Below are 22536 nucleotides of genomic sequence, written 5' to 3'. Positions count from 1 at the left end.
CACACCTTCGGTAAGTATGCTTACCATATCGCTCGGCCCAAGTTCTTCTGACCATGGCCGATCGGCAGAGAGGAGCACGTCATGAGAATAGGTTCTTCCATAGCCCTGATTGCCGTTGGAGCAATCCTGGCGTTCGCACTTGCCCCGGGAATCATCCCCTTCGTCGACCAAGTACTCATTGGCTACATCCTGATGGTGGTGGGCGTCCTCGGCCTGATCGTCTCCATCATCATGACAAACCGGACGCGGCGCACGGACACGGTAGTGGAGCGGCGGACCGCTCCGGACACCATTGTCGAACGCCGCACGGACATCTAGCAGTACGTTGGTCAACTAACCCAACCGCCGTTTCAGGCGGGAAAAGCGCACGACGGCGGCAGGTCGCCGTCGTGCGCTTTCTTGCGTCAGCCGCTGGGCACCTTCTGACTCCAGCGGCGGGGGCCAGGGCGAATGGTCGGTGGCCTACGCGAGGGATAACGTGAACGAGAGCACGAACCCCGCCGCGGTGCTCAGCGCAACTGCAGGGCCGCCGTGCTCATAGGCTTCCGGCATGAGCGTGTCGGCCAAGGAAGCGATCACTGCGCCGGCGGCGAACGCCAGTGGCAGGGAGATGGTCTCCGGTTCGGCTGAGGAGAGCGGACCCGCACCCAGCACCACGGCTGCCACCAGCAACACCGCGCACATAGTCCAGAGCAGCATCGTGGAACCGGTCGAGCGGCCCTGGCTACGCATCGATGATGCGCCCACCAAGGCCTCGGGCAGGTTGGACACGAAGATCGCGGCCAGCAGCGCCAGGCCGCCGGAGCCTTCCGTCAGGGAAATGCCCAAGGCTACATTCTCCGGAACGCCGTCCAGCGTCACCGCTGCGAGCAATGCCATCCCGGCGGCGCCGCGGGTTGAAGCGGACGTGGCCCTCTTGTCGGAAGCCGCGGCGTCGGTGTCCAGTTTGGCGCTGCCCTTGTACTCGTCCGCCGGGACGGCCTTCTTTCCGGGCTGCGCCCAGCGGTCGAGCAGTGCGCTCAGTGCCGTGAAGACCACCGCCCCGACGACGAGCCCGATCGCGGCGCGGATGATCCCACCCTGCTCGTACGCATCCTCGAACAATTCGAAGGTCAGTGCCGTGATGAGGGATCCGGCAGCAAAGGATAGGAGGATGGCCAGGAGTCGCTTCGGTAATTCAAAGCGCACCCCTATCAGGGCCCCGATGATCAGTGCGCTCGAGGCAATCAAACCGAACCACAGAGATGCCATCACAGCGTCAGTATAGAAGCTTGCCGGGGAAGAAGTAAGGAACCTGACCTTCGGTTAACAGTGCGCGCATCAGGGCCTGGCAGTAGCCATGGGCGGCAAAATCAATACTGAAGTTGGACGTCGAACTCGTTCGGGTGGCGCCCGGTAGAACGCGCGGCGGCGCTGAGCACGGCGTCAGGTGCGCTGTCCAGGCTCGTGGCGTGGACCACCAGGTCCGGCAACTGAAGGATGTGAAGTTCAAACCAGCTGTCCGCAGCAAGTGTCACGATCGCCGTGAGCGTGGTGACATCAGTCCGGGATGCCTCCGTCAGTCGGGGACGGGAGCCAACAAGGGTGAGCGACATGCTGACCTCCAGGGCGCCGGAGCGAAAAGGCCAACTGCTTGACTGAGCCGAGCTTACAGAAAGTGGCATGAGCCATGTCAATAACCATGCCTAATATTTCCGCCGTTCGCGGCCGCCGGTTGTTCCGGCCGGGGTCAAGCCTCCACGTCAACCGCGAGGCGCTCGCCGTTGAAGTACTCGAGGCGCCAGCCGTCCGAAACGTGATGGTGGGCCAAATTCAGCACGGCGTTGTGGACGCTCTCCAAGGTACGGCCGACAGCGCGGCTCAAGGTGAGTCGGATCAGCGTTCCATGGGCAACCACCAGCACGCGCTTGCCCGCGAACTCCTTGGTAAGTTCATCCAAGGCAGCCATTCCACGGGCGGCCGCGTCGTCGTCGCTTTCGCCGCCGCGAAATCCGCCGGGAGTACGCAATGCATCAAGTTCAGGACCCGCTTGCAGGCCCTCCGCAGCCCCAAAACTGCGCTCGGTAAGTTCCGGAACGCGCCTGGCGACACTGAGCCCGAGGCCTTCCGCGATAAGGTCGGCGGTCTCGGCTGCACGGCTCAGGGGCGACGACACGATGGTGTCCCATTCATAGCCGGACAGGGCAGCGACGGCATCGCGGGCCTGTCCACGGCCGATATCGTTCAACGGTATGTCCGTAGCTCCCTGCAACCGGCGCTCTGCGTTCCAATCGGTCTGGCCATGGCGGACGAGGGCGAAGGTGGTAAGGGTCATGCCTTCTATTGTGCCCTGCTTCGAAAGTAGCCATTTGCCGGAGACGCTTCAATCGCAACCGCTTCCGCCGCGACCCGCCCGCTTCCGCCGCGACCCATGGTGTGGGCAGGGGAAGAAGCCTATAGTGAAAGGGTCATCGCTGATGCAGTCCGGCACCGTCACTTACCTAAGAGGTTGCCATGACCCAGCATGATTTATCCCGCTTTATAAGAGAGTGCCTCGTGTACGAGGACGACACCTCTGAAGGCCTGGATTTCGATACTTTATATGGCCTCTACATCAGTTGGTGCCACTTGGCCGGTGCTGCTCCGGTTTCGGATGGAGCCTTCGGCGCCGCGCTCACGCGCAGGGGCCTTCACCGTGTCCGCCACGTGGATCATCGGGCCTACGCAGGGCTGCGGATGGTTGGTCCGGCCGCCCGCGACTATGTGCTGCACACCGACCCTTGCTGGTCGTCAAGAAACTGAGGGGGCGTCCAAGGGCCAAGGCTAAATCGGGGCGGAACGCAGCAAACACGCCCCGTTCCGGCAGGGTAAGCCGGGCTTGTCCTGTCGAAGTGGAGTAGCGGCACCAAGTGTGCTGGGATGAGGGAAAGGGATTTCTCATCCCGCGGAAGCAACGTGCAGGGAAATGGAGAGCGGTCATGGATACTGAGTTACCGCTGGCCGATGAGTTGGCCGCAGTATTTGCCCGTGCAACCAATATGCTCCTCAGCGAGGAGACCGTCTCCAATGCTCTCAACCTCATCACCGAGGCAGCTGTACTGGCCGTAGACGACGCCTCGGGTGCAGGGGTGTCCCTCATGGACCCGGATGGCAGCCGGAGCAGCACGGCTTCCACCAACAGCCTTGTGGCCCAGGCCGATTCGCTTCAATACGAACTGGGCCAAGGGCCGTGCCTTACGGCGTGGGCCTCCGGCGAGCCGGTCAACGTTGAAGACGTGAGGGCTGACAGCAGATGGCCGGAATGGGGAGTGGCTGCTTCCGATCTGGGGCTCCGCTCGTGCGTTAGCGTTCCTTTGTTGTCAGGAGACCTTGCGTTTGGCGCCATCAAGATTTACTGGGACCGTCCCCGGTTCGCTTCTCCGCGCCTCATCCGTCTGGTGGAGATGCTCGCAGCCCAGGCTTCGATCTTCCTGCTCAACATCCAATCCCGCGAGAAGGTGGCGATGCTGAGCGATCAGCTCAAGATTGCGTTGTCACAGCGCGACATCGTGGGGACAGCCAAAGGCATTGTGATGGCCAGGCAGGGTCTGAGTGAGGGGGAAGCGATTCTGTACCTCATCACCAGGTCCAACAATGAGGGCCGGCCGTTGGGCGCGATTGCACAGGATGTCGTGGATGCCTTGCCGGGGCTTGGTTCTTGACCGGGGGTGAACCATGGCCGTCGCTGGGAACGAAGACGAACAGCGCCGACGCTTCCGAATAGCATATGAGGCCGCGGACCTGGAGCTTGAGCAGGTGTGGATGGAGTACTTCAGCATCGGCGGAATGTCAGGCATGGTTGAAGTCCAGGCTTATGTCTACGGCGCTATGAGCCTTCCCCAATTGGAGCGCGATCTGTTGGCCCATGCATTGAATCAGCATTTGGATGCTATGGGCGTCAATGGCCATCGTGCCTTCTATAGCCACGAGATACGGAACGATAACGGGGATCATTCGGCTGGCTGAAGAGTTGTTTTCAGCATCTACAGAGTAGCCGCGAGGACTACTAGCATTGAGCTGTGGAAACGGATGAACAGAACGAGGACTTCCAACGACTCCACCAGCTCGTGGCTGGAACTGACGACATCAAGGGTTTCCTGGATGGCACCACGCGTTACGCAGCTACCACGCTGAGCCGTGCCACCGGTTCCCGCATCGAATGTGCAGTAACCCTCCACCGGCGCAAGCGCGCCGTCACCATCGCGGGAAGCAGCGACGAAGCCATTCTCTTGGACGGCATCGAACAGGCGTTGGGCGACGGTCCGTGCATGGAGGCCCTGCGGATTCTTGAGCCCGTTCTGTTGGACGACGTTCGTACCGACAAGCGATGGCCACGTTACGCAGAGGCGCTCGAATCTGCCGGCACCCGCAGCGTTCTGGGAATCCCCCTTTCCCTGGGTCAAGACGCTTCAGGAGCGCTGAACTTCTTCGCACCCGAACCTGGTCTTTTCAGCAGGGAGGCCATTGAGGAAGCCGCGATCTTCGGGGACATGGCCGGCCAAGCCATGAGGCTCGCCTTGCGCATCGCGGCCGCGGACCTGCTTGCCGAAGACCTGAAGGCCGCCATGGAGCGCAGGACAGCAATAGACCTGGCATGCGGCATGATCATGTCCCAAAGCCAATGCACCCAGGAAGAGGCCTTCGCTTTTCTCCTCAAGGCTTCCCAGCACCGTAACGAGAAAGTCCACGACGTCGCCGAAGGCATCATCAGGGGACGAGCGGGCGGGGCAGTTACCACGTTCTTTGACGACTGAAAGCCCGACGGCGGCAGGTCGCCGTCGGACGCTTTGTTGCGGTGGGTGCCGCTGGACATTTACTGCCTGCCGGCGTCATGGACGGTGCGGCCGCCCACCACCGTTAGCAGGACCCTCGCATCGAGCAGCGTTGCCGGGCTTTCTGCGGCGAGGACGTCGGTATCGAGGACCACAAAGTCTGCGTAGAGGCCCGCAGCAAGGCGCCCTATCTCATGATCCGCGCCGCACGTCCACGCCGAATCCCGGGTGGCATGTTCGATCGACTCCGCAAGGGGCAACGCAAAGTCCGGGATGTTTGTCCCGGCCGAGGGGTCCAGAGCCGAGGCTCGAGTTGCCGCCACATACATGTTGGGCAGCGGCGCATGGGGAGACGTGGGGGAGTCGGTGCCGAAGGCCAGCCGAGCGCCGGCGCCTGTGATCCACGGCCACGGGAAACCGCGATCCACCCGCTCGTCGCCCAGCTTGGCGCACCAGTTCTCGCTGATTGCGGGGTCGGCGTGGACCGGCTGCATGCTGGCCGTGATACCCAACGAGGCGACGCGATCGACGTCGGCCCTGTCCACGAGTTCCAGGTGCTCTATCCGGTGCCGGCGTTCGCGGGGTCCGTTCACGGCCACGGCGTGTTCCACGGCGCCGATCGCGATCCGCACGGCCTCGTCACCAAGCGCGTGCATGGCAACCTTGAGTCCCGCAGCGTCCGCCGCTGCCACCACGGGTTTGAGCTCGTCGAGGCTCCAGATCGGAGCGGCGTTGCTGCCATCGGCGTACGGCATCCCCAAGGTGGCAGTGCAACCGTCGATGGTGCCGTCGATGATGACCTTGATGCCCACCACCCGCAGGAAGGGCGATGAACTCCCGCCAGCAAGATCGGCCGCACGTTTCACCTGCGCGAGGTTTCCCCCGGTGGAGCCTGTGTTGTTCACGCGCCAATAGGCGATGAGCCGGCTGGTGAGCGTGCCGTCCTTGTCCGCCCGCTGGAACGTCTCCAGATCCTGCTCGTTGAATCCCATGTCGCATGCGGTCGTCACGCCGGATTCACGGTAGGCACGCTGCACCGCGGCCAGGCTCACCTCGTGGTCATCTTCGCTGGCTTGGGCATCCAGGAAAGGGAGCACCATGTCGTAGAAGGCGTTTTCGTCAATGTAACCGGTGGCGTGCCCCTGTGCGTCACGTCGGATGGTGCCGCCGTGCGGGTTCTTGGTTTCAGCCGTGATTCCGAGTTCAACCAAGGCCGCAGTGTTGACCCAGACAGAGTGGAAATCGTAGGCGAAGGCATAGACGGGTTTGTTGGCCACCACGGCATCCAACATCCGGGCACTCGGGACACCGCCCGGGATCGCGCCGTGGAGCCAGCCGGTAGCCAGGATACGTGGACCATCCGGACGCTCCGCATGCCGGGCTGCGATGCGCTGCTGGATTTCCTCCACGGAGGCGGCACCCCACAGGCTCACCTGGCCGAGGGCCTCGCCGGTGCCGATCACATGGGCGTGCCCGTCCACGAAACCGGGGAGAACCAGGCGGCCCTGCAGGTCGGTCGACTCTGTATCGCCTGCCAATCGTTTCGCTGTTGCCGCGTCGCCGACGTAGAGGATCCGTTCACCTTGAACGATCATGGCGTCCGCCCATCGGCGGGTGTCGGCGGTGAAGATCCTGGCATTCGTATAAAGCTGCGTAGTCACGCGATGTGTTCCTTGCTGTGAATTGGTGCTTGCGTTGATGATGCGTCCAAGGCGTCGCCCACATCCAGTAGGAGCCTGTTCTGGAGACCATGGAAGAACCCGCTATCGGGTTCCGGCCAGGTGGATAGCTGCACCATTACGGCATCGGCCTGTGGATCGAGCCAAAGATACTGTCCATGGATTCCGATCCCGGTCACGTTCCCGCGCTCGTTTCCTGTGCACCACCACTGCCGCGTGTAGGAACCCTGCGGGTGGATCCTGCTGAAGGAGGAGCCTGCCATTGCGTCCGTACTTCCACCTGCGAAGATGCTGCGGATCCACTCTTCCGACACCACGCGGCCACCCGGGCCTATGCCGCCGTCGAGCATTATCTGCCCTACGCGGGCGAGGTCGCGGGCGGTGCACGAGACCCCGCCATTGGCAAAACCGAAACCAGTGGAATCCACGGTGATGGTGGCGTCGCGGTCGGCGTCGAGCTTTGACCACAAATGCTTGGAGAGTGCCTCGCTGTAGCGAAGCCCTGACGTCCGCTCGACGATCCATGCCAGGACATCGGTGTTGGCGGAGCAGTATTGGAAGGTGCCCAAGGTGCCGTTGCCCCTGAGGGTCGTGAGGAATTCGTAGGTGTTGCCGGGATCCTCGGCTCGGCGGATGCGCCAGTCGGCGGAGCGGTCGTGGGTTTGGACTTCCGATGCCGGGTCTACATAGTCCTCGCTGTAGTCGATGTGGATGGTCATGTCGAGGACATGCTGGACAGTGACACGGTTCGTGGGTGCGCCGTCGTATACCGTTCCCCGCAATTCCGGCACGTACGTTGTCACGTGGGCCGCCGGATCGATGTCCCCGGAAGCAACCAGTGCCCCGACGACGAGGCTGCACAATGACTTGGACACGCTCATCACCAGATGGCGATCGTCGGGAGCGAAACCCTGGCGGTAGTACTCGGCGAGGACCTGGTTGTGGCGCAGCACCAGGAACGCGTCGGTGTACGTCGCTTCGAGCCTTTCCAGCAGGTTGGGAACCCGTGGGATCAGGGCGTCGAGGCGGTTGGTAGCCGCCTCCGGGGCGGCCGGAAAACGGCGGGTGACTGCCGCCGTCGGGAGCAACTCGCCAAGGTGGGCGAAGGACCATCTGTTGTGAGGCGCCTCTTGCCAGGTGTCCACTGTTGGCTGACCGGCCGGGGCGCCGGGGTAGCGGGCGGGGTGTGCTGCGGCTGTTGCTGTACCGCTCATGCGCGGACTCCTTCAAGGACCCGGGTTCCGTGGGCTTTTGCTGCGATTCCGGTCAGGGCGACATAGACGGCGGCGGTGACCAGCATGGAGACGGGAACGGAAAGGTCGATGCCACCCATGGCGCCGGCGATCGGGCCCGTCCACCATCCGTTGGTGAGGAAGAGTGACGCGACGCCGGCACCCAGCACCACGGCCAACAGCCCGGGGATGTGCCAGCCTCCGCTGTACCAGAACGGGCTGCCGGGCTTTTCGTTGAAGAGCTCGCTGCCGTCGTAGCGGTTTCGGCGGCGGATGACGTCGGTGGCGAAGATCGCCATGGTGGGTCCGGAGACAAGCACCAGTAGTTGAAGCATCAGGTTCACCGCTTCCAGGAGGCTGGTGGACATCACGAGGTAGATGGTGAGTCCGGTGCCGATGGCGCCCACAACCACGGCCGACGGGATGCGGCGGATGGGAACGCCGATGGATTGGAACGCCATGCTCGCCGTGTAGGTGGTCATGCCGTTGAGGGAGATGGTGTTGATGATGACGCCGATGACGAAGACGGGACCGAGCCAGGCGGGGAGCAGGGCGAGGAGGGCCGACTCGATGCCGGGATCCATGGCGGCGGAGTCGATGCCTGTGGCGAGGAGCGCACCCACGGTGGTGAAGAGGGCACAGGGAAGTGCGCCGCCAAGGGCCGTGGCGGCGATGATGCGGGACGGCTTGGTGGATTCGGGGAGGTAGCGGGCCATGTCCGGGCTGTTCGAGTAGGACAAGGGCGTGGAGGCCAGGATGGCGAAGCCGATGCTGACAGCCGACCACAGCGCAGCACCCTCAAGAGGCTCCGCAGCCGCGTAGTTCCAGTTCACGTGGGGAAGGATGAAAGCGGTGACCAGCAGGAAAATGCCCAGGAGCACCACGGCCACGTACGGGTAGCTTCGCAGGATCAGGCCGTGCCCGAAGACGGCCACGAGCACCGTGATGGCCGCAACCACGATCGTGACCAGCACCGGGCCGGCGACGGGATCGGCGTAGCCCAGCTGCGCTACGAGCTCGGCTCCCATGAACGAGGAAGCGAGCCAGTTGAGGGCCAGGAACACGGCCGAGATGAACCAGCCGAAGAAGGCCACAATGACGCGGTTGCCACGGATACCGTAGATGGCGCGCGTAATGACCGAGCCGGACGTTCCTGCGGCGGGACCGCTGATGGCAATGATGCCGGTGAAGATCCACGGCAGGCTTCCCGCAATGATGACCAGGAACGCTTGCCACAGCTCAAGGCCGAGCAGGATCATGGACGCGCCCACCGTGAAGTTGAGGACACTCACGTTGGGTGCTGCCCAGACAGGGAAGAGATCCCGGGCCCTGCCGCGGCGCTGGGAGGAGTCGATGAGCTCGATGCCCCGCGTTTCGGGATGGCCCAAGGGCTCCGGGTAGCTGACTGCTTCAGTCGTGTGGGGATGGGACAAGGGTGTTCCTCTCGGAGTGTTCCGCCCACAACGCTGTAGCGGAACTTGCGGATGCTGGAGGCATTGCTCTTGGTGGGCTGGTTAGTGGTCGCTTGCTTATTGGTCGATCGACCAATGGGATATTGGTCACTAATCCAATAGACTGTTCGCCATGGTGTCAAGCCCTGCAGCCCAAAGAGTCCGAAAACTGCCGGAAGAGCGCCGCGAAGAGATTCTCGCGGAGGCCGCTGCCATCGCCCTCGGAGAGGGGCTCGAGAGGATCACCCTCCGCGCCGTTGCCGACCGCTTGGGCGTGCGGCCCGGACTCATCAGCCACTACTATCCCGCTGCGGAGGACCTGGTCATCGCGGCCTTCGTCCGGGCGGTTTCCGAGGAGCGGGAAGAATTATTTCCCGACGACGGCACTCCCCTCGCGCGCATGGCCCACCTGGTGGCGCGCATCGAGGGCAATGGAGCCTTTGAGCTCACGAGGCTTTGGCTCAACGCGCGTCACCTGTGCCGCTTCAGTCCGGCGCTCGCCGAGGCGCTGCAGGCGCAGGAATATCTTGACCGGACGCGGCTCACGGCTCTTATTGAAGACGGCGCGGCCTCGGGGGACTTCATGGTGGAGGATCCCTTTGCAGCCTGTATCCGGATCCTTGTTGCCATCGATGGCGTGGGCGCCTACGTCAACAACGTGGGCTCCTTTGATTACCCGGCCTTCACGAGGTTTGTGACGGACGTTTGCGAGTGGTCCCTCGGCGTGCCTGCCGGCAAACTTCGGGCGGAGGTGGATATCCGGGAAGAGTCATGACAGCCTTTGTGTGATCCGGCACATTTCCCTTGCGGGTCAATACTAAGTATCCTGATAACTTATCTGGTGAATCCGGATGATGCTGTTTGACGCAGGATTGCTCAGGCCGCAGTGGTGTTGCTGAAGAAGGCAGCCGCGTGGCTATCGTGAAAGTATGATCGGCGGCGTTGCCTGGTAGCGGTGGACAGTAGTTGGGTCCCCGGCACCCAGGTGGGCCTGAAGGGCGTGACAATTCGTGGGCAACAACGACGAGACCGTGGACTCCCGCGGCCCCGGGACCAGTGGTGCCACCATCGGCGACCGGTATCAGCTGGGAACCGTGCTGGGCCGTGGCGCAATGTCTACCGTGTACCGGGCAAAGGACCTGCTGCTCGGCAGGGAAGTGGCAGTCAAACTGTTCCTGCCCGGCTCCGGCGATGAATCCTTCCGGGTGCGCCAGGAAACTGAAATGAGGCTCCTCGCAGCCTTCGACCACCCCGGTTTGGTGGCGGCCTTCGACGCGGGCGTTGACACCCGCAATGACGAGGAACGGGCGTACCTCGTCATGGAACTCGCTCAGGGCAGGGACTTAAGGGCTGTATTGTCCGAGGGACCCCTCAGTGTCCCCGAGACGAGCGCGATTGGCACCCGATTGGCCGGCGCACTGGCACAGGTGCACGAACACGGAGTCATTCACCGGGACATCAAACCAGCCAACATCCTCGTTTCTGATGAGTCCGGGCCGGCCCAATCCGTGAAGCTCGCGGACTTCGGGGTTGCACTTGTCATGGACGACAACCGGCTCACGGCCACAGGTTTTACCGTTGGGACGGCCCAGTACCTCAGCCCGGAACAGGCCCAGGGCCTGCACCTGACGCCGGCGAGCGACATCTACTCCCTGGGCCTTGTGCTCCTGGAATGCCTGACCGGCAAGGCCGAATACCCTGGAACCCCAGTAGAGACTGCCTCAGCCCGCCTGCACCGGGCGCCGGAGATCCCCGAGGACCTTCCCAGTGGCTTGCGTGGTCTCCTGCGGGCAATGACGGACATGGATCCCGAAGGGCGTCCGAAAGCAGCGGATGTTGAGGATGTGCTTGCAGGGCGACGCAGGAAGCTCCCGCCCGGCGCGACGGCCGTTCTGCCGGTCCTGGCGCCGCCGCAGGCCGGGCTTGCCGAACAGCCGCAGCCCGCGCCGCCGCAGCCCGCGCCGCAGCAGCCGGAGCCCACCGAACAGCCGGAGCCCGCCGCGCAGCGGGAGCTTGCCCACCTTGCGCCGGCAATGGCGCCGCACGCGGCTTTCCCACACAATTCACCACGTTCGTCGGCGCCGCTCTCTTCGCAGTCAGCGGGACTGCCGTCCCGTGCGGAGCGCAGGCGGCGCACGTCCGCAGCCGGGACGTTCGGTAAGCGGCATCCGCGGGTTGTGGGTGGAGTAGTGGCCGCTGCCGTCACTGTTCCCGTTGCGTTGGCCTTGCTTGTCCAGAACGGCGTGCCTTCGGAAAGGTCAGCCGAGCCCACCCAACCGGTGGACCCGAAAGTCTCCATCGCCGAATCCCAGCCGAGCGCGCCGACTGCGCCGATTGAGACGGCGCCGGCCGATGCAGTTCCCGCCGACGCGGTCAACGTTCCCGAAACCGGGCAGACCACCATCGTTCCGGTGCCCGTGCAACCCGTCCCTGCCCCCGCCGACAATGCCGGAAACGCGCTGCCCGGCAAGGACCTTGCGGTTGAAAAGAGCGACGGGAAGAGCGAAACGAAGTCCGAGAAGGGTAAAGGCAACGGCCGCGACTGAGCCGCCGCAAGCGTGGCAGTTTCCGGCACCAGAGCAGTCCAAGCCTAGGTGACAAGCGCACGACGGCGGCAGGTCGCCGTCGTGCTTTACCGGCACCTTGGCTGCGCCTGAGCCTAGAACCCTGCGGGGAAGCTGACCGCCACGGTTAGTCCGCCGCCGGGAGTTTCGGACAACGTGAGTTCGCCGCCGTGGGCCTTGGCGATGCTGCTGCAGGTGGCCAGGCCGAGGCCGGTTCCCGGGCCGTCGCCTTGACGGCGAAGGCGCACGAGCGGTTCCAGGACCTTGATGCGGTCCTCGGGGCTGATGCCCTTGCCGTTGTCGGCGACGTAGACGGTGGCGCCGTGGTAGTTGGAGACGCCGCTGATCCGGACCCGAAGCTCGCGCTCAGGGCTTCGGTAGTTCATGGCGTTGGAGAGCAGGTTCTGCAGAAGCGTGCGGAGCTGGCCGGGGTCGGCTTGGAGGATGAGGTCGTTGACGTCCACGAAGCCGTGGTCATGGATACCCAGATCCTGGGCAACTTCTTCAGCCGTCTCCTTGAGGGAAACCCGCGCCGGGTGGATGCCGCCGCCCACTCGTGAGTAGTTCAGGACGTCCTCCAGCATGGCGAGCATGCGGCGGCCGCTGGCTCCAATGCGGTCCAGGTATTTGGCTGCTGTGCTGTCTGCTTGGAGATCGGGGTCGTCCTCCACCAATTCCACGTAGCCCAGGATGGTGGTCAGCGGGATGCGGAGGTCGTGGCTGACGCGCCCTGCGAAACCGGCGAGCTTCGCGTTGCTGTCTCTGAGTTCGGCGTACGTCCGGTCCAGCTGAACCGTCCTGTGCTGGAGTTCCAGGAGTTCCACCACCTGCTTGGCCAAGACCTCCAGCACGCCGATCTGTTCCGGTGTGAGTTCCTTCGGCTTGTCCGAGAAGACGCAGAGAGTTCCGGGAACGAAGCCCGACTCTGTCTGCAGGGGGACGGAGGCGTAAAAGCGGACGTTGCCTATTTCCCCGGTGACAAACGGGTTGTCGGCAAAGCGCTGGTCCAACGTAGCGTCCGGTACTACGGTCTTCTCCCGCGAAAGGAAAACCTTGGCGCACATGGAATCCTCGCGCGAGCACACACCGGGGTCCACGCCCCACGCGCCGATCTGGTGTTGGTGTTCGGCGCTGATGATGTTGACTACGCCATACGGGGCGTCGCACAGTTCGGTGGCCAGGCGTACGAGGTTTTGCAGCGCGCCCAACACGGCAGTGTTCGGCAGCAGCCTGGAGTCCTCGCCCGGGTCCAACCCGTACTCCCGCAGTTCCAGGTCCCTGCTGAGATCATCCGTGAAGGTGAGCTGCCCTTTTGCGCCCGTCATTAATCATGTCCCCCAAGCTTCTTTAGGATTCCTTGCCGATGATACCTGCAGGTGGGACGGGTTTCGGTGTCACGTGGGAGTCTTGAGTGGTGGGAGGAGGCAGGAGGCTAAGCCGTGAAGGCCAGGTCCTCAGCCCTCACCTGGAACTGCAGTGTTTCTCCACGGGAGATCCGCAGCGCCTCGGCCACGGCACTGGACGCCATGCGCTCCAGTTCATTGCCCAACGACCCCGCGACATGCGGTGTGAGCAGCACGTTGGGGTGTGTGTAGAACCGGGATTCAGCGGGGAGAACCCACGGAGTGGTCACGTCCAGGACCGCATACAGGTCGCCTCGTTCCACGCGTGCCAGCAACGCGTCCTGGTCCACCAGTTCGCCGCGGGCGGTGTTGATGAACGTTGCCCCCGGGCGCATGCGGGCGATCTGTCCGGCGTCGATGAGGTTCTTTGTAGAGGGCAACGACGGCGCGTGGAGGCTGACGACGTCGGACGTCGCCATCAGTTCGTCCAGACTTAGGAGCTCGACGCCGAGAATGGCAGCTTCGTCGGGGCTAAGGTAGGGATCCGCCACAGCAACGTCCAGCTCGTAGCCGGCCAGGAGCCGGATGACATGGCGGCCGATCTTGGAGGCGCCGATGATGCCGACGCGCTTGCGGTAGTTGCCCATGTCCGGGAAGAGCTGTTCGGGCAGGACGTCGGACCGCGTGGTGTGCAGTGCGCGGGCGATCTGCAGGACCCTCTTGTTGGCCAGGACAATCATCGCCACCGTGTACTCGGCCACCGGGATGGCGTTGGCGTCCGCAGCGGAACTCACCATCACCCCGCGTTCCCAGCAGGCATCGCCGATGTGGTGTTTCACGCTGCCGGCAGCATGCAGGACGTAGCGCAGCCTGGGAGCGGCATCCAAGACAGCATCATCGATCATGGGGCAGCCCCACCCGGTGATGAGGATGTCGGTTTCCCTCAGGAGGTCCTGGCCTTCCGGGGAGTGGAAGTCCTGGATCGGCTCCCGGCTGAGCAAATTCAGCGCTGGCTCCAGCGGTTCCAGGCTCCGGGAAGAGAATACTGCCCGCGCGGTGTGGAGCGGCATGGCAAGGGCAACATTGAGGCTCATTTAACACTTCCTGCCGTGAGGCCCGACTTCCAGAACCGCTGCAGCATGATGAAAGCAACCAACAGCGGGATCACGGACAACAGCGAGCCCGTGATCACCATGGGCGTGAATTCCGGCTGGGGAATGGCATAGCCCTGCCAGATGGAAATTCCGACGCTCACAGGGAGCAGTTGCTGGTCCTGGAGCATCACCAGGGGAAGCATGAAGTTGTTCCACACTCCCACGAACTGGAAGAGGGCGATGGTGATGTATCCGGGCATCATCATGGGCAAGCCCAGGGAGAAGAAGGAACGGATGGGCCCGGCACCATCCACCCGGGCGGCCTCCAACGTTTCCGCAGGCACGTAGGCAGCTGAGTAAACGCGTGCCAGATAGACGCCGAACGGGTTGCACAGGACCGGGACAAGGATGGCCCAGACCGTGTTGGTGATGCCGAAAACGGAAGCCAGCAGATACATCGGAAGAACGGTGGCCGTATTCGGAATCAGCACACCCACCAGGACTACGCCGAAGAACGAGTCCTTGCCGCGGAACTGGAACTTGTCGAAGGCGTAGCCGGCCATGACGGACACCAGGCCGCCGAAGATCGCTCCGAAGGCGGCGTAGAACATGGAGTTCGCCATCCAGCGAAGGAAAACGCCGCCGTCCTGCCCCAGGACAGAAGCCACGTTCTCGAAGAATGCGGGTTGCCCGAACGCGTAGGCACTTGTGGAGTAGAGATCCGCGGCGTTCTTGGTGGAAGCGAAAAACAGCCACAGCACCGGCAGGACCATGTAGGCGCATCCGAGGATCAGCAGTGCATTCACTGTAAACGTGCTCGCAAACCCGCCATTTCTGCGCCGGGCTCGTCCCGGGGCTGTGCGCGGAAGCGACGTCCGCGGGCGGGACAACGTGGAGGTGCTCATGCTTTGTTCATCCTTGAGCTGAAGCGGGTGACGGCCCAGGACAGCACTGCCGCCATGAGCGCGATGATGATGGAGGCAGCAGCGGCCTGGTTAAGGTTGTGGCGGTTGAAGGCTGCGTCGTAGGCCCACATGTTGGGAACCCAGGTGCTGGTGACGGACGCAGTGGCCTTGGAGATGATTGAGGGCTCGGTGAACAGCTGCAGGGTGCCGATCACAGTGAAGAGCATGATGACGCTGAGGGCGGGCAGGACCAAGGGCAGCTTGATGCTGATGGCCGCGCGGATTTCGCCGGCGCCGTCAACGCGGGCGGCTTCAAGGATTTCCCTTGGAACGGCCTGCAACGCCGTGAAAAGGACGATCACGTTGTAGCCCGTCCACTCCCACACCGCGATGTTCACGATGGATGGCAGGATCATGTGGTTGTCCAGGAAGTTCAATGAGATTCCGCCAGTTTCCAGGACTGAGACGATCGGGCTGACCCCAGGCGTGTACAAGTAGGCCCAGATGAGCGCGGCGATGACACCCGGGACGGCATGCGGGAGGAAAACCAGCAGTTGGAAGAGCTTCCGGGCACGTGCCACTGCGGCGTCGAGCAGGAGGGCGAACGCCAAAGCTCCACCAACCATGCAGGGAATGTAGATGACGCAATACATGGCAAGTCGTCCGATGCCGCCCACGAAGGCTTCGGACTGGAGAACTTGGATGTAGTTGTCCACGCCGACGAAGGCGGTTTTCGCCTCCCCGAAGCCCAGGCCGGACTTCTGCTGCGCGAAGAAGCTCAGCACGATCGAGTAAACCACCGGTGCCACCATGGCGAGCGTGAACACCGTGAAGAAAGGGGTCAGGAACAGTGCGGCGGTGCGGCCACCTGTGCCGGAGAGGGCCCGGGATTTCCGCATGGAAGTGGCAGGCGCTTTAGTGAGTGCCATTGTTGATCTCCTCGCTGGCAGGGCGGCCCGATCAAACGGACCACCCTGCCGGGCGCGGCCTACTCCTTGACGGAGAGGCCGTTCTGCTTGAGTCCGGATACCGTGGCCGTCTGAGCCGTTTCAACGGCGTCGATGACCTTCCCGCCCGTGGTCAAGGTGCCGTAGGCGTCCTTGAGGGCGGTGTTGGTGATGTCCCAGTTGGGGCCCCACTGCCAACCGGGAGTGATGGTGGAGTAAGCCTTGTCGAACACCTCATAGATGTCGTTGCCGAAGTAGCTCGCGTCGAAGGCCTGCTGGGCTACCGGAGTGAGGCCAGGGAAGGCGAGGTAGGCCGAGCCTGTGTTGCCGCGGGCCTTGATAGCCTCGGGGTTGGTGGCAAGGTATTCGATGAACTTCGCCGCAGCCGCCGGGTTCTTGCTGCTCTTGGTGATGTTGAAGCTGGAGCCGCCGTAGAACGCGTCGGCCGGCGTGCCCCAATGGGGAACTTCCGCCGCGATCCACTGGCCTTTTTGTCCGCTGGCTTCCGTACGCTTCTGGATGCCGGTGGCGCTCCAGTTCGCGCCAAGGACACCGACGACGGCGCCACTCGCCAAATCTGCCGACCATTCGTCACTGAAGGACTGCTGGACCTTGACGATCTTCTGGTCGATGAGCTTCTGCCAGTAGGTGGCGACCTTTTGGGTCGGCTCGTCGTTCACGCCGACTTTCCAGCTGTCACCTTCCGTGCCGAACCACTTGGCTCCTGCCTGCCACGCCAGCGCGGCTGTCAAGGCTGCTTCGTTCGGGTTGAAGCTCGCCAAGTGTGCCTCGGGAGCAACTGCCTTCAGTTTCTTGCCGGCTTCCTCGAACTCTTCCCAGGTGGTGGGAACTCCGACGCCGGCCTTGTCCAGCATGTCCTTCCGGTACCACATGATCATGGGCGCGGCATCGTAGGGCAGCGCGTAGGTCTTGTCACCCAGCTGGACCAGTTCCCGGGCCTCTTCGGAGAGCTTGTCCACGGTGGCGGATTTGTCGATCAGTCCGTCCAGGGGCTGCAGTTGGCCGTTGCTGACGAACTGCGGAAGCTGGGCGTACTCGATGGTGGCCACGTCCGGTCCGTTTCCGGCGGTGATGGCAGTGGACAGCTTCGCGTAGCCACCGCCTGCACCGTTCGGGATGGTCTCAAAGGTGACTTGGATCTTGTCCTGGCTGGCGTTGAACGCGGCAGCAACCTTGTCCATGCCTGCCAGCGAGGACCAGAAGGTGATGTTTCCGGAGGGGTCTTCAGTCGGTGCGGGCGTGGCAGCCGGGGTGCTGCCGCAGCCGGTGATCAGGGCAGCGCTGGCCATGAGGCTGGCGGCTCCGAGCAGAAGCTGGCGACGCTTCATTCTGTTCTCCTTTGAAGTTCACGATGCGAAGTCGTTGTGTGCTCTGGGGCACCTTGGACTACGCACCATGAAATCGACAAAAGTGAACATGAGCAATGAAATGAACACAAGTAAACAGTGCTCTACAGCGAGGCAGCCTCCAGGCTGGACATAAGAGTCTTCAATGGTGTCCCTTCATGAGGCGTCTATCGTCCGTGGCCGAAACCTCCCGCAAACTGTTCGCGGACCGATCCCGTGAGTAGATCCACCAGAGCATCGCTGTGGGTCAGTTGCGGATGGTGCCCGGCACCCGGGACCGAGATCAACTCAACATTTGGAAGTGATTCGAGCAGCTCAACCGCGACCGGGGCAATTGGGTCCTCGCTTCCGGTGATGATGCGGACCGGGCCACTGAACCGCCAAAGTGCTTCCTGGAGTTCGGCACGCCACTGATTCGATCCCGCAAGGGCGAGCTGCTCGGCTACCCTCTTGGCGCTGCTTCGCTTGAGGTCGCTGAGACTCGTCTCCACGGCAGCCGTGTTCGCTCCTGAGCCGGTCAGTTGGCGTGACAGCCGGGCGGGGCTGGTGTGTCGCAAGTATGTGCATACGAGCGGTCGCAGTCTGGCCGGGAAAGCCATTGGGGCCTGGAGGAAGAAGGGTGCGATCAATGTTAGGGACCTGACCTGCGCGGGGATCCGGTCAGCTGCGACTACTGCCGCTGCCGCACCGATGGAATGGCCGATGAGATCACTAGGTTCCCCACTCAGCACGGCGGGCAACCACTGTTCCCACTCGTGAACACCTCTTCCGCTGCTGAGGCCGAGTCCGGGCAGGTCTACGACTCGCGCGTTGATGGCCGAAGCTACTTCGGCCCATGTGTCTGCATTGACCGGCAAGCCGGGAAGGACCACCCGGCTGGATCCGGCTGCACCGAGCTCGAATGTCTTCAGGCCGCCAACCTCGACGAACCGCCGGCCCTCGCCCGTGACTGCACCAAACCGATGGGCGGCCAGGTGGTCGGCCCACCGTTCCAGGGACACCAGTACGTCGGGCATCTCGATCCCGTGTCTGTCCGCGAACTCGATGGCGGACGCTGTTGGATAGCGGTCTGCGGACATGAAGGTGAGCGTCTCGGGATCCGCCTTGGTGATCCGCTGCGGGAGCCGCTTGATGACACCGACCGGCATCCTTACCCGAGGGACCTTGGCGCCGAGATGCCGGCCGACGTGCGTGAGTAGGTCCGCCAGCGGCGGGGTGGCGTCGTCGAGAACCCAATAGGCCTCGCCCGCAGCAGCCGGATCGACCGCTGCTGCCGCCATGAAGGCCGCCAGATAGTCGACTGTGACGACCGGCAGGAAAGTCGTCTCGTTTCCGGGAAGCGCGGCCAGGGTGCCGTCCCGGACTTGCGCAATGGTGGTGGCCAGTCCGATGAGCTGGTCGGACTCCCCGGTCACGCTGTCGCCGATCACGGTGGACGGATTGACAATGGTCCAAGGGATTCCGCGCTCCCGGGCCAGGGCTTGGAAGATGGCGTCGGATTCCATTTTTGAGCCTTCGTAGGCGCCAAGTTCCTTGTAGACCGCGGTGCGGTGGTCGTCTGACCAGGGAACAGTTGTCGGGTCCTGTCCGCCGACGCGGTAGCCCGACACGTGGACGATGCGCTGGAGCTTGGGGAGGCCATCGGCGAAGTCCATCAGCTTCTCGACAATGCCGACGTTCGCCCTGCGTGCCTCCTCGGCGGTCATTCCGAACAGAAAGGAGCCGGCGCAGTTGTGGATCTCGGTGATGAACGGGAATGTCGATGGGCCACCAGCGACGATCTCAGGAGCATCGAAATCGACGATCGTCGTGCTGATGCTTCGTGAGAGCCCATGCTCCTTGAGCCATTGCTCGACACGCGCTCCTGACTCGGCGGTCCGAACTGCCGCTGTGACGTTCGCACCGGCCTCGGCAAGGGTCAGGACCAAGTGCCGGCCGATCATTCCCGAGGCCCCGAAGACCAAGGCGTGGCGGGAGTCTTCGAGCGGTGTCATCGTTTCCCCCCAACGGTCTGGCAGCGCTGGTTGATGAGCTCCGCCACGATGTCAGCGGCCGAAACCAAAGGTTGGGTGCTCTGCATGGCGCGGGAGACGATCACCGCCCCCTCAATCGTCGACACGACAACGGTTGCCAGGGACCGGGCCTCGTCGGCTTCAACACCGCTGGCCTCGAGGAGCGCGGACGTCGGGGCGATCCACGATTCAAAGGCGGCGGCGCACGCCTGCCGCAGTCGCTCGCTCTCCGCGCCCATCTCCAGTGTGACGACGGAAACCGGGCAACCCAGCCGGAAGTTGCCCTCGCTGACGATGGTCGTCAGGGCCTCAATCACGGCGCGGGCAACCTCAGCCGCATCGCCCGCGGAAACTGCCGATTCTGCAATCAACGTCTCAAACTGCTTCGCGGCGAGCTCGATCGCCGCCACGCCCAGGCCCTCCTTCCCGTCGGGGAAGTGGAAGTAGATCGACCCCTTTGGTGCTGCGGCGTGTTCGATCACAGCATTCAAGCCTGTACCGCTGTAGCCGCTGGTCTGAATGAGTTGGAGCATGGACTCTGCGAGCCGTGCCTTTGTCAGTTCTCCTTTGTATGCCATGAGTCAATAATAGACCAGTCTACATATTTTGCAGGCCAATCCCGGGGGAACCATCCTTAGTTGCCGCATCCAACAGTTCTCCGAGCGCCGTATCGCCCTCGCTGGTCAGACGCACGGCTCGGCCACTACCGGACGGTTCGACCCAGCACTTCCTTTCAAACGTTGCCAGGAGGGCTTCTGCGGCGGTTCCTGCCAAGTGGTCCCGTCGCTCCGTCCAGTCCAGGCATGGCCGAGTAAAGGCGCGTAGAGATTTTGTGGGAAGCTCGACACCTAGTTGGGTAAACCAGTCATGACCTTCAGCAGTCAGGGTCCAGTTCGCGTCCAGATATCCTTGCCTGTGCATCCCCTCGGTCAGGGCCACGCCAAGACGACCTGCAAGGTGCCGATAGCAAGTACGGGCCTCTCGTAGCGCTTGATCGGCCCGCTGTGCTTGCAGCGACGGGGCTGCCGGATCGATGTGGCCGGAATATGCTGCGAGGGATTCCACGAGGTCGGCCACCGCGGGATCGTGCATGCGCACGTACCGGTGGCGGCCTTGCCGGACTTCCGTGAGCAGTCCTGCGTCCACCAGACGGTGAAGGTGTTCTGTCGCTGTGGGCCGTGAAATTTTCGCGGCTTTCGCCAGCTCTGTAAGCGTCCATGCCCTGCCGTCCAGCAGCGCCCACAGCATCGATGCCCGCGATTCACTGGCCAACAGCGCTGCGGTGCTTGCAAGGTCAGGCCGACTAACGCTATCCATAGCCCAGATTTTAGTTAGCCCACGGTTCGGTCTTGCTCGAACCAAACGAGGGCCAAGATTTTAAGCCATGGACTCCACTGTCGATATCTCACCATCCGTACACTACTTCGGAACTCCCGTGATGCTCCTGAGCACTCTCATGCCTGACGGGGAAACGACCAACGTCACTCCCGTATCATCTGGATGGGCCATAGACGGCACATATGTTCTTGGCCTTGGCAGGGAAGGCCAAGCGCTGCGCAACCTCGAACTATGCGCCGAACTGGTGATCAATCTTCCAACAGCAACATTAGTCGGCGCGATCGAACGTATTGCCCCGACCACCGGGTCCATAGTGGTCCCCGAGTCCAAAAGCGGGGAGTATCGGTACGAGCCGGACAAGTGGAGCCTTGGCGGTTTTGACCCTGTCCCGAGCGATTGCGTTGCCCCGGATCGGATTGCGCAGTGCCCGGTGCAGGTCGAGGCGAGGGTCACTAATCTGACGCCACTCGATGACACGGATGCGGTGAGGATCGTGCACGCACGGATCCTCAAGACGCACGCAGCCGAGTCGATTGTCGTCCCCGGGACATCACACATCGACGTTGACCGCTGGAACCCTCTCTACTACACGTTCCGCCACTACTTTGCACAGGGGCCCAGAGTCGGGGCCAACTTCCGCGCCGAAACTCAGAGCAAGCATCATCGCGTCGCGGGCTGATGATGCCCACGCATCCAACCTCCCGGTTCCAGGGACGTGCGCATTTCCGGTGAACCTAGGAGAATCAGGGGCAGCCGCAGGACTGGCGAATGGCTAGTTCGGGGATGGTTTTGTCGATTGATGTTGGTGTGCCGGGTTCTTTGATGCGTTCCAGCAGCATTCGTGCTGCGCGCCGGCCCAGGGCCTCGCCTTGGGTGGCGACGCTGGTGAGCGGAGGCTCCCAGAGGGCAGCGCCGCCTATGTTGTCGTAACCGATGACACGGGTCTCTGTGCCCAGGCCATGGATCCGCAAAGCGCGGTAGAGGCCGAACGCGACGCTGTCGCTATGACAGATGATGCCGTCCGGCAATGGTCCGGAAGCGATGAGCCGTTCGCCCAGTTCAAGACCACCGGCGCCGGACACCTCGCCCGGCATGTCGGTAAGTGCTGAGGTGTCCAACCCGTGGCGGAGGAGGGCTTCCTTTACTCCGTTAGTTCTATCGGTCCGGGAAAGGATGGCAGGTAGCCCGCCTAGATAGGCGAGGGATTCGCATCCGTGGGTTTCAAGCAGATGGGTCGCAGCCAGCCGTCCACCCACAACATCATCGGCGCCCACGTAGGGGGCGTTGACGTCCTTGAGGTAGCGGCTGACTAGTACGTGTTCCATTCTCCAGGTCCGGAGTTCGTCGATCAGTGATGCGCTTGTTCCGGTTGCCGGGACCAGGGCCAGTCCGGCGACTTGGTGCTCGCGTAGTTTGCGGATGGCGTCGTGTTGGCGTGCCGGGTCGTCCTCGGTGTTGACTAGCAGCGGCAGGTATCCGGAGTCGGTCAGTCCGGTTTCGAGTCCGTGGATGACTTCGCCGAAGAAAGGGCTGGCAATATGGGTCACCACGACGCCGATGGTGTTGGCCGTTTGAGTGCGAAGGGACGCCGCCCCGCGGTTGTAGACGTAGCCGAGAGTGTTCATGGCTTCGGTGACGCGCTGTCGGGTTTGTTTCGAGACGCGCCCGGTTTCCCTCAGGACTAACGATGCCGTCGCCCGCGAAACGCCAGCATGATCGGCGACGTCTTGCAGCGTTATGGGTCCGGCCATGGACGCCTCCTCAGGTTCTCTGCTGAACATTCTCGCAGGTCAATGCTAGAACAAGGATATATC

Annotated in this window: 23 protein-coding genes; 8 read left to right on the top strand and 15 right to left on the bottom strand. The window is 63.0% G+C overall.

Features of this window, described 5'->3' with window-relative positions:
• Window positions 1-81 precede the first annotated feature (81 nt).
• Entirely contained in the window at window positions 82-318 is a 237-nt protein-coding gene (locus tag AB0N65_RS17020; protein ID WP_364164182.1) for a DUF6458 family protein, read from the top strand.
• A gap of 144 nt (window positions 319-462) precedes the next feature.
• Here the strand turns inward: AB0N65_RS17020 and AB0N65_RS17015 are convergent, their stop codons facing one another.
• The 3 genes from AB0N65_RS17015 to AB0N65_RS17005 all read right to left on the bottom strand — a co-directional run bounded on the left by AB0N65_RS17015 (window position 463) and on the right by AB0N65_RS17005 (window position 2314).
• Complete coding sequence (locus AB0N65_RS17015) at window positions 463-1254, bottom strand: ZIP family metal transporter (RefSeq protein ID WP_364164179.1); 792 nt, start codon at window positions 1252-1254, stop codon at window positions 463-465.
• A 98-nt stretch (window positions 1255-1352) separates the two neighbouring features.
• A complete protein-coding gene (locus AB0N65_RS17010; RefSeq protein ID WP_364164176.1) occupies window positions 1353-1595 on the bottom strand; it encodes a hypothetical protein in 243 nt (80 codons plus the stop codon).
• 134 nt (window positions 1596-1729) lie between these two features.
• The gene (locus AB0N65_RS17005) at window positions 1730-2314 is read right to left on the bottom strand and encodes a histidine phosphatase family protein (RefSeq protein WP_364164173.1); all 585 of its coding nucleotides are present in this window, start codon (window positions 2312-2314) and stop codon (window positions 1730-1732) included.
• Between the two features lie 179 nt (window positions 2315-2493).
• Here AB0N65_RS17005 and AB0N65_RS17000 point away from each other — a divergent pair, with 179 nt between their 5' ends.
• From AB0N65_RS17000 to AB0N65_RS16985, 4 genes are all read left to right on the top strand, one after another.
• Window positions 2494-2781 (top strand): hypothetical protein, encoded by a 288-nt coding sequence (locus AB0N65_RS17000; RefSeq protein ID WP_364164170.1) that lies wholly within the window; start codon window positions 2494-2496, stop codon window positions 2779-2781.
• A 176-nt stretch (window positions 2782-2957) separates the two neighbouring features.
• Window positions 2958-3680 carry a GAF and ANTAR domain-containing protein gene (locus AB0N65_RS16995; protein WP_364164167.1) on the top strand — a complete coding sequence of 241 codons (723 nt, stop codon included), beginning with the start codon at window positions 2958-2960 and terminating at the stop codon, window positions 3678-3680.
• A gap of 13 nt (window positions 3681-3693) precedes the next feature.
• Window positions 3694-3984, top strand: a complete 291-nt coding sequence (locus AB0N65_RS16990; RefSeq protein WP_364164164.1) for a hypothetical protein — start codon at window positions 3694-3696, stop codon at window positions 3982-3984.
• A 53-nt stretch (window positions 3985-4037) separates the two neighbouring features.
• Window positions 4038-4772 (top strand): GAF and ANTAR domain-containing protein, encoded by a 735-nt coding sequence (locus AB0N65_RS16985; protein WP_364164161.1) that lies wholly within the window; start codon window positions 4038-4040, stop codon window positions 4770-4772.
• Window positions 4773-4831: 59 nt separating this feature from the next.
• On the opposite strand, the gene AB0N65_RS16980 is transcribed toward AB0N65_RS16985, so the two are convergent.
• Genes AB0N65_RS16980 through AB0N65_RS16970 form a run of 3 tightly spaced genes read right to left on the bottom strand, consistent with a single transcriptional unit; the run spans window position 4832 to window position 9134 of the window.
• Window positions 4832-6451 (bottom strand): amidohydrolase, encoded by a 1620-nt coding sequence (locus AB0N65_RS16980; RefSeq protein WP_364164158.1) that lies wholly within the window; start codon window positions 6449-6451, stop codon window positions 4832-4834.
• Window positions 6448-7683, bottom strand: a complete 1236-nt coding sequence (locus tag AB0N65_RS16975; protein WP_364164155.1) for a serine hydrolase — start codon at window positions 7681-7683, stop codon at window positions 6448-6450. Before AB0N65_RS16975 ends, AB0N65_RS16980 begins: the two co-directional genes overlap by 4 nt.
• Complete coding sequence (locus AB0N65_RS16970; RefSeq protein ID WP_364164152.1) at window positions 7680-9134, bottom strand: cytosine permease; 1455 nt, start codon at window positions 9132-9134, stop codon at window positions 7680-7682. The genes AB0N65_RS16975 and AB0N65_RS16970 overlap by 4 nt, the downstream gene beginning before the upstream one ends.
• A 151-nt stretch (window positions 9135-9285) precedes the next feature.
• Between AB0N65_RS16970 and AB0N65_RS16965 the strand changes: the two genes are divergently transcribed.
• Together AB0N65_RS16965 and AB0N65_RS16960 are read left to right on the top strand one after the other, a co-directional pair.
• On the top strand, window positions 9286-9927 hold the full coding sequence (locus AB0N65_RS16965; protein ID WP_364164149.1) for a TetR/AcrR family transcriptional regulator: 642 nt from the start codon (window positions 9286-9288) through the stop codon (window positions 9925-9927).
• 235 nt (window positions 9928-10162) lie between these two features.
• Window positions 10163-11698, top strand: coding sequence for a serine/threonine-protein kinase (locus AB0N65_RS16960; protein ID WP_364164146.1), 1536 nt, complete (start codon window positions 10163-10165; stop codon window positions 11696-11698).
• A gap of 113 nt (window positions 11699-11811) precedes the next feature.
• Here AB0N65_RS16960 and AB0N65_RS16955 read toward each other — a convergent pair whose 3' ends face one another.
• From AB0N65_RS16955 to AB0N65_RS16920, 8 genes are all read right to left on the bottom strand, one after another.
• The gene (locus AB0N65_RS16955; RefSeq protein ID WP_364164143.1) at window positions 11812-13041 is read right to left on the bottom strand and encodes a GAF domain-containing sensor histidine kinase; all 1230 of its coding nucleotides are present in this window, start codon (window positions 13039-13041) and stop codon (window positions 11812-11814) included.
• Between the two features lie 107 nt (window positions 13042-13148).
• Window positions 13149-14153, bottom strand: coding sequence for a hydroxyacid dehydrogenase (locus tag AB0N65_RS16950; RefSeq protein ID WP_364164140.1), 1005 nt, complete (start codon window positions 14151-14153; stop codon window positions 13149-13151).
• A complete protein-coding gene (locus AB0N65_RS16945; RefSeq protein ID WP_364164137.1) occupies window positions 14150-15058 on the bottom strand; it encodes a carbohydrate ABC transporter permease in 909 nt (302 codons plus the stop codon). Before AB0N65_RS16945 ends, AB0N65_RS16950 begins: the two co-directional genes overlap by 4 nt.
• Window positions 15055-15987 (bottom strand): sugar ABC transporter permease, encoded by a 933-nt coding sequence (locus tag AB0N65_RS16940; RefSeq protein WP_364164134.1) that lies wholly within the window; start codon window positions 15985-15987, stop codon window positions 15055-15057. Before AB0N65_RS16940 ends, AB0N65_RS16945 begins: the two co-directional genes overlap by 4 nt.
• A gap of 59 nt (window positions 15988-16046) precedes the next feature.
• Window positions 16047-17354, bottom strand: coding sequence for a sugar ABC transporter substrate-binding protein (locus AB0N65_RS16935; RefSeq protein ID WP_364164131.1), 1308 nt, complete (start codon window positions 17352-17354; stop codon window positions 16047-16049).
• Between the two features lie 185 nt (window positions 17355-17539).
• Window positions 17540-19366, bottom strand: a complete 1827-nt coding sequence (locus tag AB0N65_RS16930; RefSeq protein WP_364164128.1) for an alpha/beta fold hydrolase — start codon at window positions 19364-19366, stop codon at window positions 17540-17542.
• Window positions 19363-19962, bottom strand: a complete 600-nt coding sequence (locus AB0N65_RS16925) for a TetR/AcrR family transcriptional regulator (RefSeq protein WP_364164125.1) — start codon at window positions 19960-19962, stop codon at window positions 19363-19365. Before AB0N65_RS16925 ends, AB0N65_RS16930 begins: the two co-directional genes overlap by 4 nt.
• 19 nt (window positions 19963-19981) lie before the next feature.
• Window positions 19982-20701, bottom strand: coding sequence for a winged helix-turn-helix domain-containing protein (locus AB0N65_RS16920; RefSeq protein WP_364164122.1), 720 nt, complete (start codon window positions 20699-20701; stop codon window positions 19982-19984).
• Between the two features lie 67 nt (window positions 20702-20768).
• On the opposite strand from AB0N65_RS16920, the gene AB0N65_RS16915 reads away from it, so the two are divergent.
• A complete protein-coding gene (locus AB0N65_RS16915) occupies window positions 20769-21401 on the top strand; it encodes a flavin reductase family protein (protein WP_364164119.1) in 633 nt (210 codons plus the stop codon).
• Between the two features lie 64 nt (window positions 21402-21465).
• Here AB0N65_RS16915 and AB0N65_RS16910 read toward each other — a convergent pair whose 3' ends face one another.
• Entirely contained in the window at window positions 21466-22473 is a 1008-nt protein-coding gene (locus AB0N65_RS16910) for a LacI family DNA-binding transcriptional regulator (RefSeq protein WP_364164116.1), read from the bottom strand.
• Window positions 22474-22536 lie beyond the last annotated feature (63 nt).

Origin of the sequence: Paenarthrobacter sp. NPDC089322, assembly GCF_040684895.1 — a bacterium.
Taxonomy (GTDB): Bacteria; Actinomycetota; Actinomycetes; order Actinomycetales; family Micrococcaceae; genus Arthrobacter.
This window is presented reverse-complemented; position numbering and strand designations above follow the sequence as displayed.

What these genes read in the sequence shown, in the direction of transcription:
- AB0N65_RS17010 (WP_364164176.1), bottom strand. Translation starts at nt 1,595, where the DNA reads ATGTCGCTCACCCTTGTTGGCTCCCGTCCCCGACTGACGGAGGCATCC.
- AB0N65_RS17000 (WP_364164170.1), top strand. Translation starts at nt 2,494, where the DNA reads ATGACCCAGCATGATTTATCCCGCTTTATAAGAGAGTGCCTCGTGTAC.
- AB0N65_RS16990 (WP_364164164.1), top strand. Translation starts at nt 3,694, where the DNA reads ATGGCCGTCGCTGGGAACGAAGACGAACAGCGCCGACGCTTCCGAATA.
- AB0N65_RS16955 (WP_364164143.1), bottom strand. Translation starts at nt 13,041, where the DNA reads ATGACGGGCGCAAAAGGGCAGCTCACCTTCACGGATGATCTCAGCAGG.
- AB0N65_RS16950 (WP_364164140.1), bottom strand. Translation starts at nt 14,153, where the DNA reads ATGAGCCTCAATGTTGCCCTTGCCATGCCGCTCCACACCGCGCGGGCA.
- AB0N65_RS16945 (WP_364164137.1), bottom strand. Translation starts at nt 15,058, where the DNA reads ATGAGCACCTCCACGTTGTCCCGCCCGCGGACGTCGCTTCCGCGCACA.
- AB0N65_RS16940 (WP_364164134.1), bottom strand. Translation starts at nt 15,987, where the DNA reads ATGGCACTCACTAAAGCGCCTGCCACTTCCATGCGGAAATCCCGGGCC.
- AB0N65_RS17005 (WP_364164173.1), bottom strand. Translation starts at nt 2,314, where the DNA reads ATGACCCTTACCACCTTCGCCCTCGTCCGCCATGGCCAGACCGATTGG.
- AB0N65_RS16910 (WP_364164116.1), bottom strand. Translation starts at nt 22,473, where the DNA reads ATGGCCGGACCCATAACGCTGCAAGACGTCGCCGATCATGCTGGCGTT.
- AB0N65_RS16930 (WP_364164128.1), bottom strand. Translation starts at nt 19,366, where the DNA reads ATGACACCGCTCGAAGACTCCCGCCACGCCTTGGTCTTCGGGGCCTCG.
- AB0N65_RS16935 (WP_364164131.1), bottom strand. Translation starts at nt 17,354, where the DNA reads ATGAAGCGTCGCCAGCTTCTGCTCGGAGCCGCCAGCCTCATGGCCAGC.
- AB0N65_RS16915 (WP_364164119.1), top strand. Translation starts at nt 20,769, where the DNA reads ATGGACTCCACTGTCGATATCTCACCATCCGTACACTACTTCGGAACT.
- AB0N65_RS16965 (WP_364164149.1), top strand. Translation starts at nt 9,286, where the DNA reads ATGGTGTCAAGCCCTGCAGCCCAAAGAGTCCGAAAACTGCCGGAAGAG.
- AB0N65_RS16975 (WP_364164155.1), bottom strand. Translation starts at nt 7,683, where the DNA reads ATGAGCGGTACAGCAACAGCCGCAGCACACCCCGCCCGCTACCCCGGC.
- AB0N65_RS16995 (WP_364164167.1), top strand. Translation starts at nt 2,958, where the DNA reads ATGGATACTGAGTTACCGCTGGCCGATGAGTTGGCCGCAGTATTTGCC.
- AB0N65_RS16920 (WP_364164122.1), bottom strand. Translation starts at nt 20,701, where the DNA reads ATGGATAGCGTTAGTCGGCCTGACCTTGCAAGCACCGCAGCGCTGTTG.
- AB0N65_RS17020 (WP_364164182.1), top strand. Translation starts at nt 82, where the DNA reads ATGAGAATAGGTTCTTCCATAGCCCTGATTGCCGTTGGAGCAATCCTG.
- AB0N65_RS16925 (WP_364164125.1), bottom strand. Translation starts at nt 19,962, where the DNA reads ATGGCATACAAAGGAGAACTGACAAAGGCACGGCTCGCAGAGTCCATG.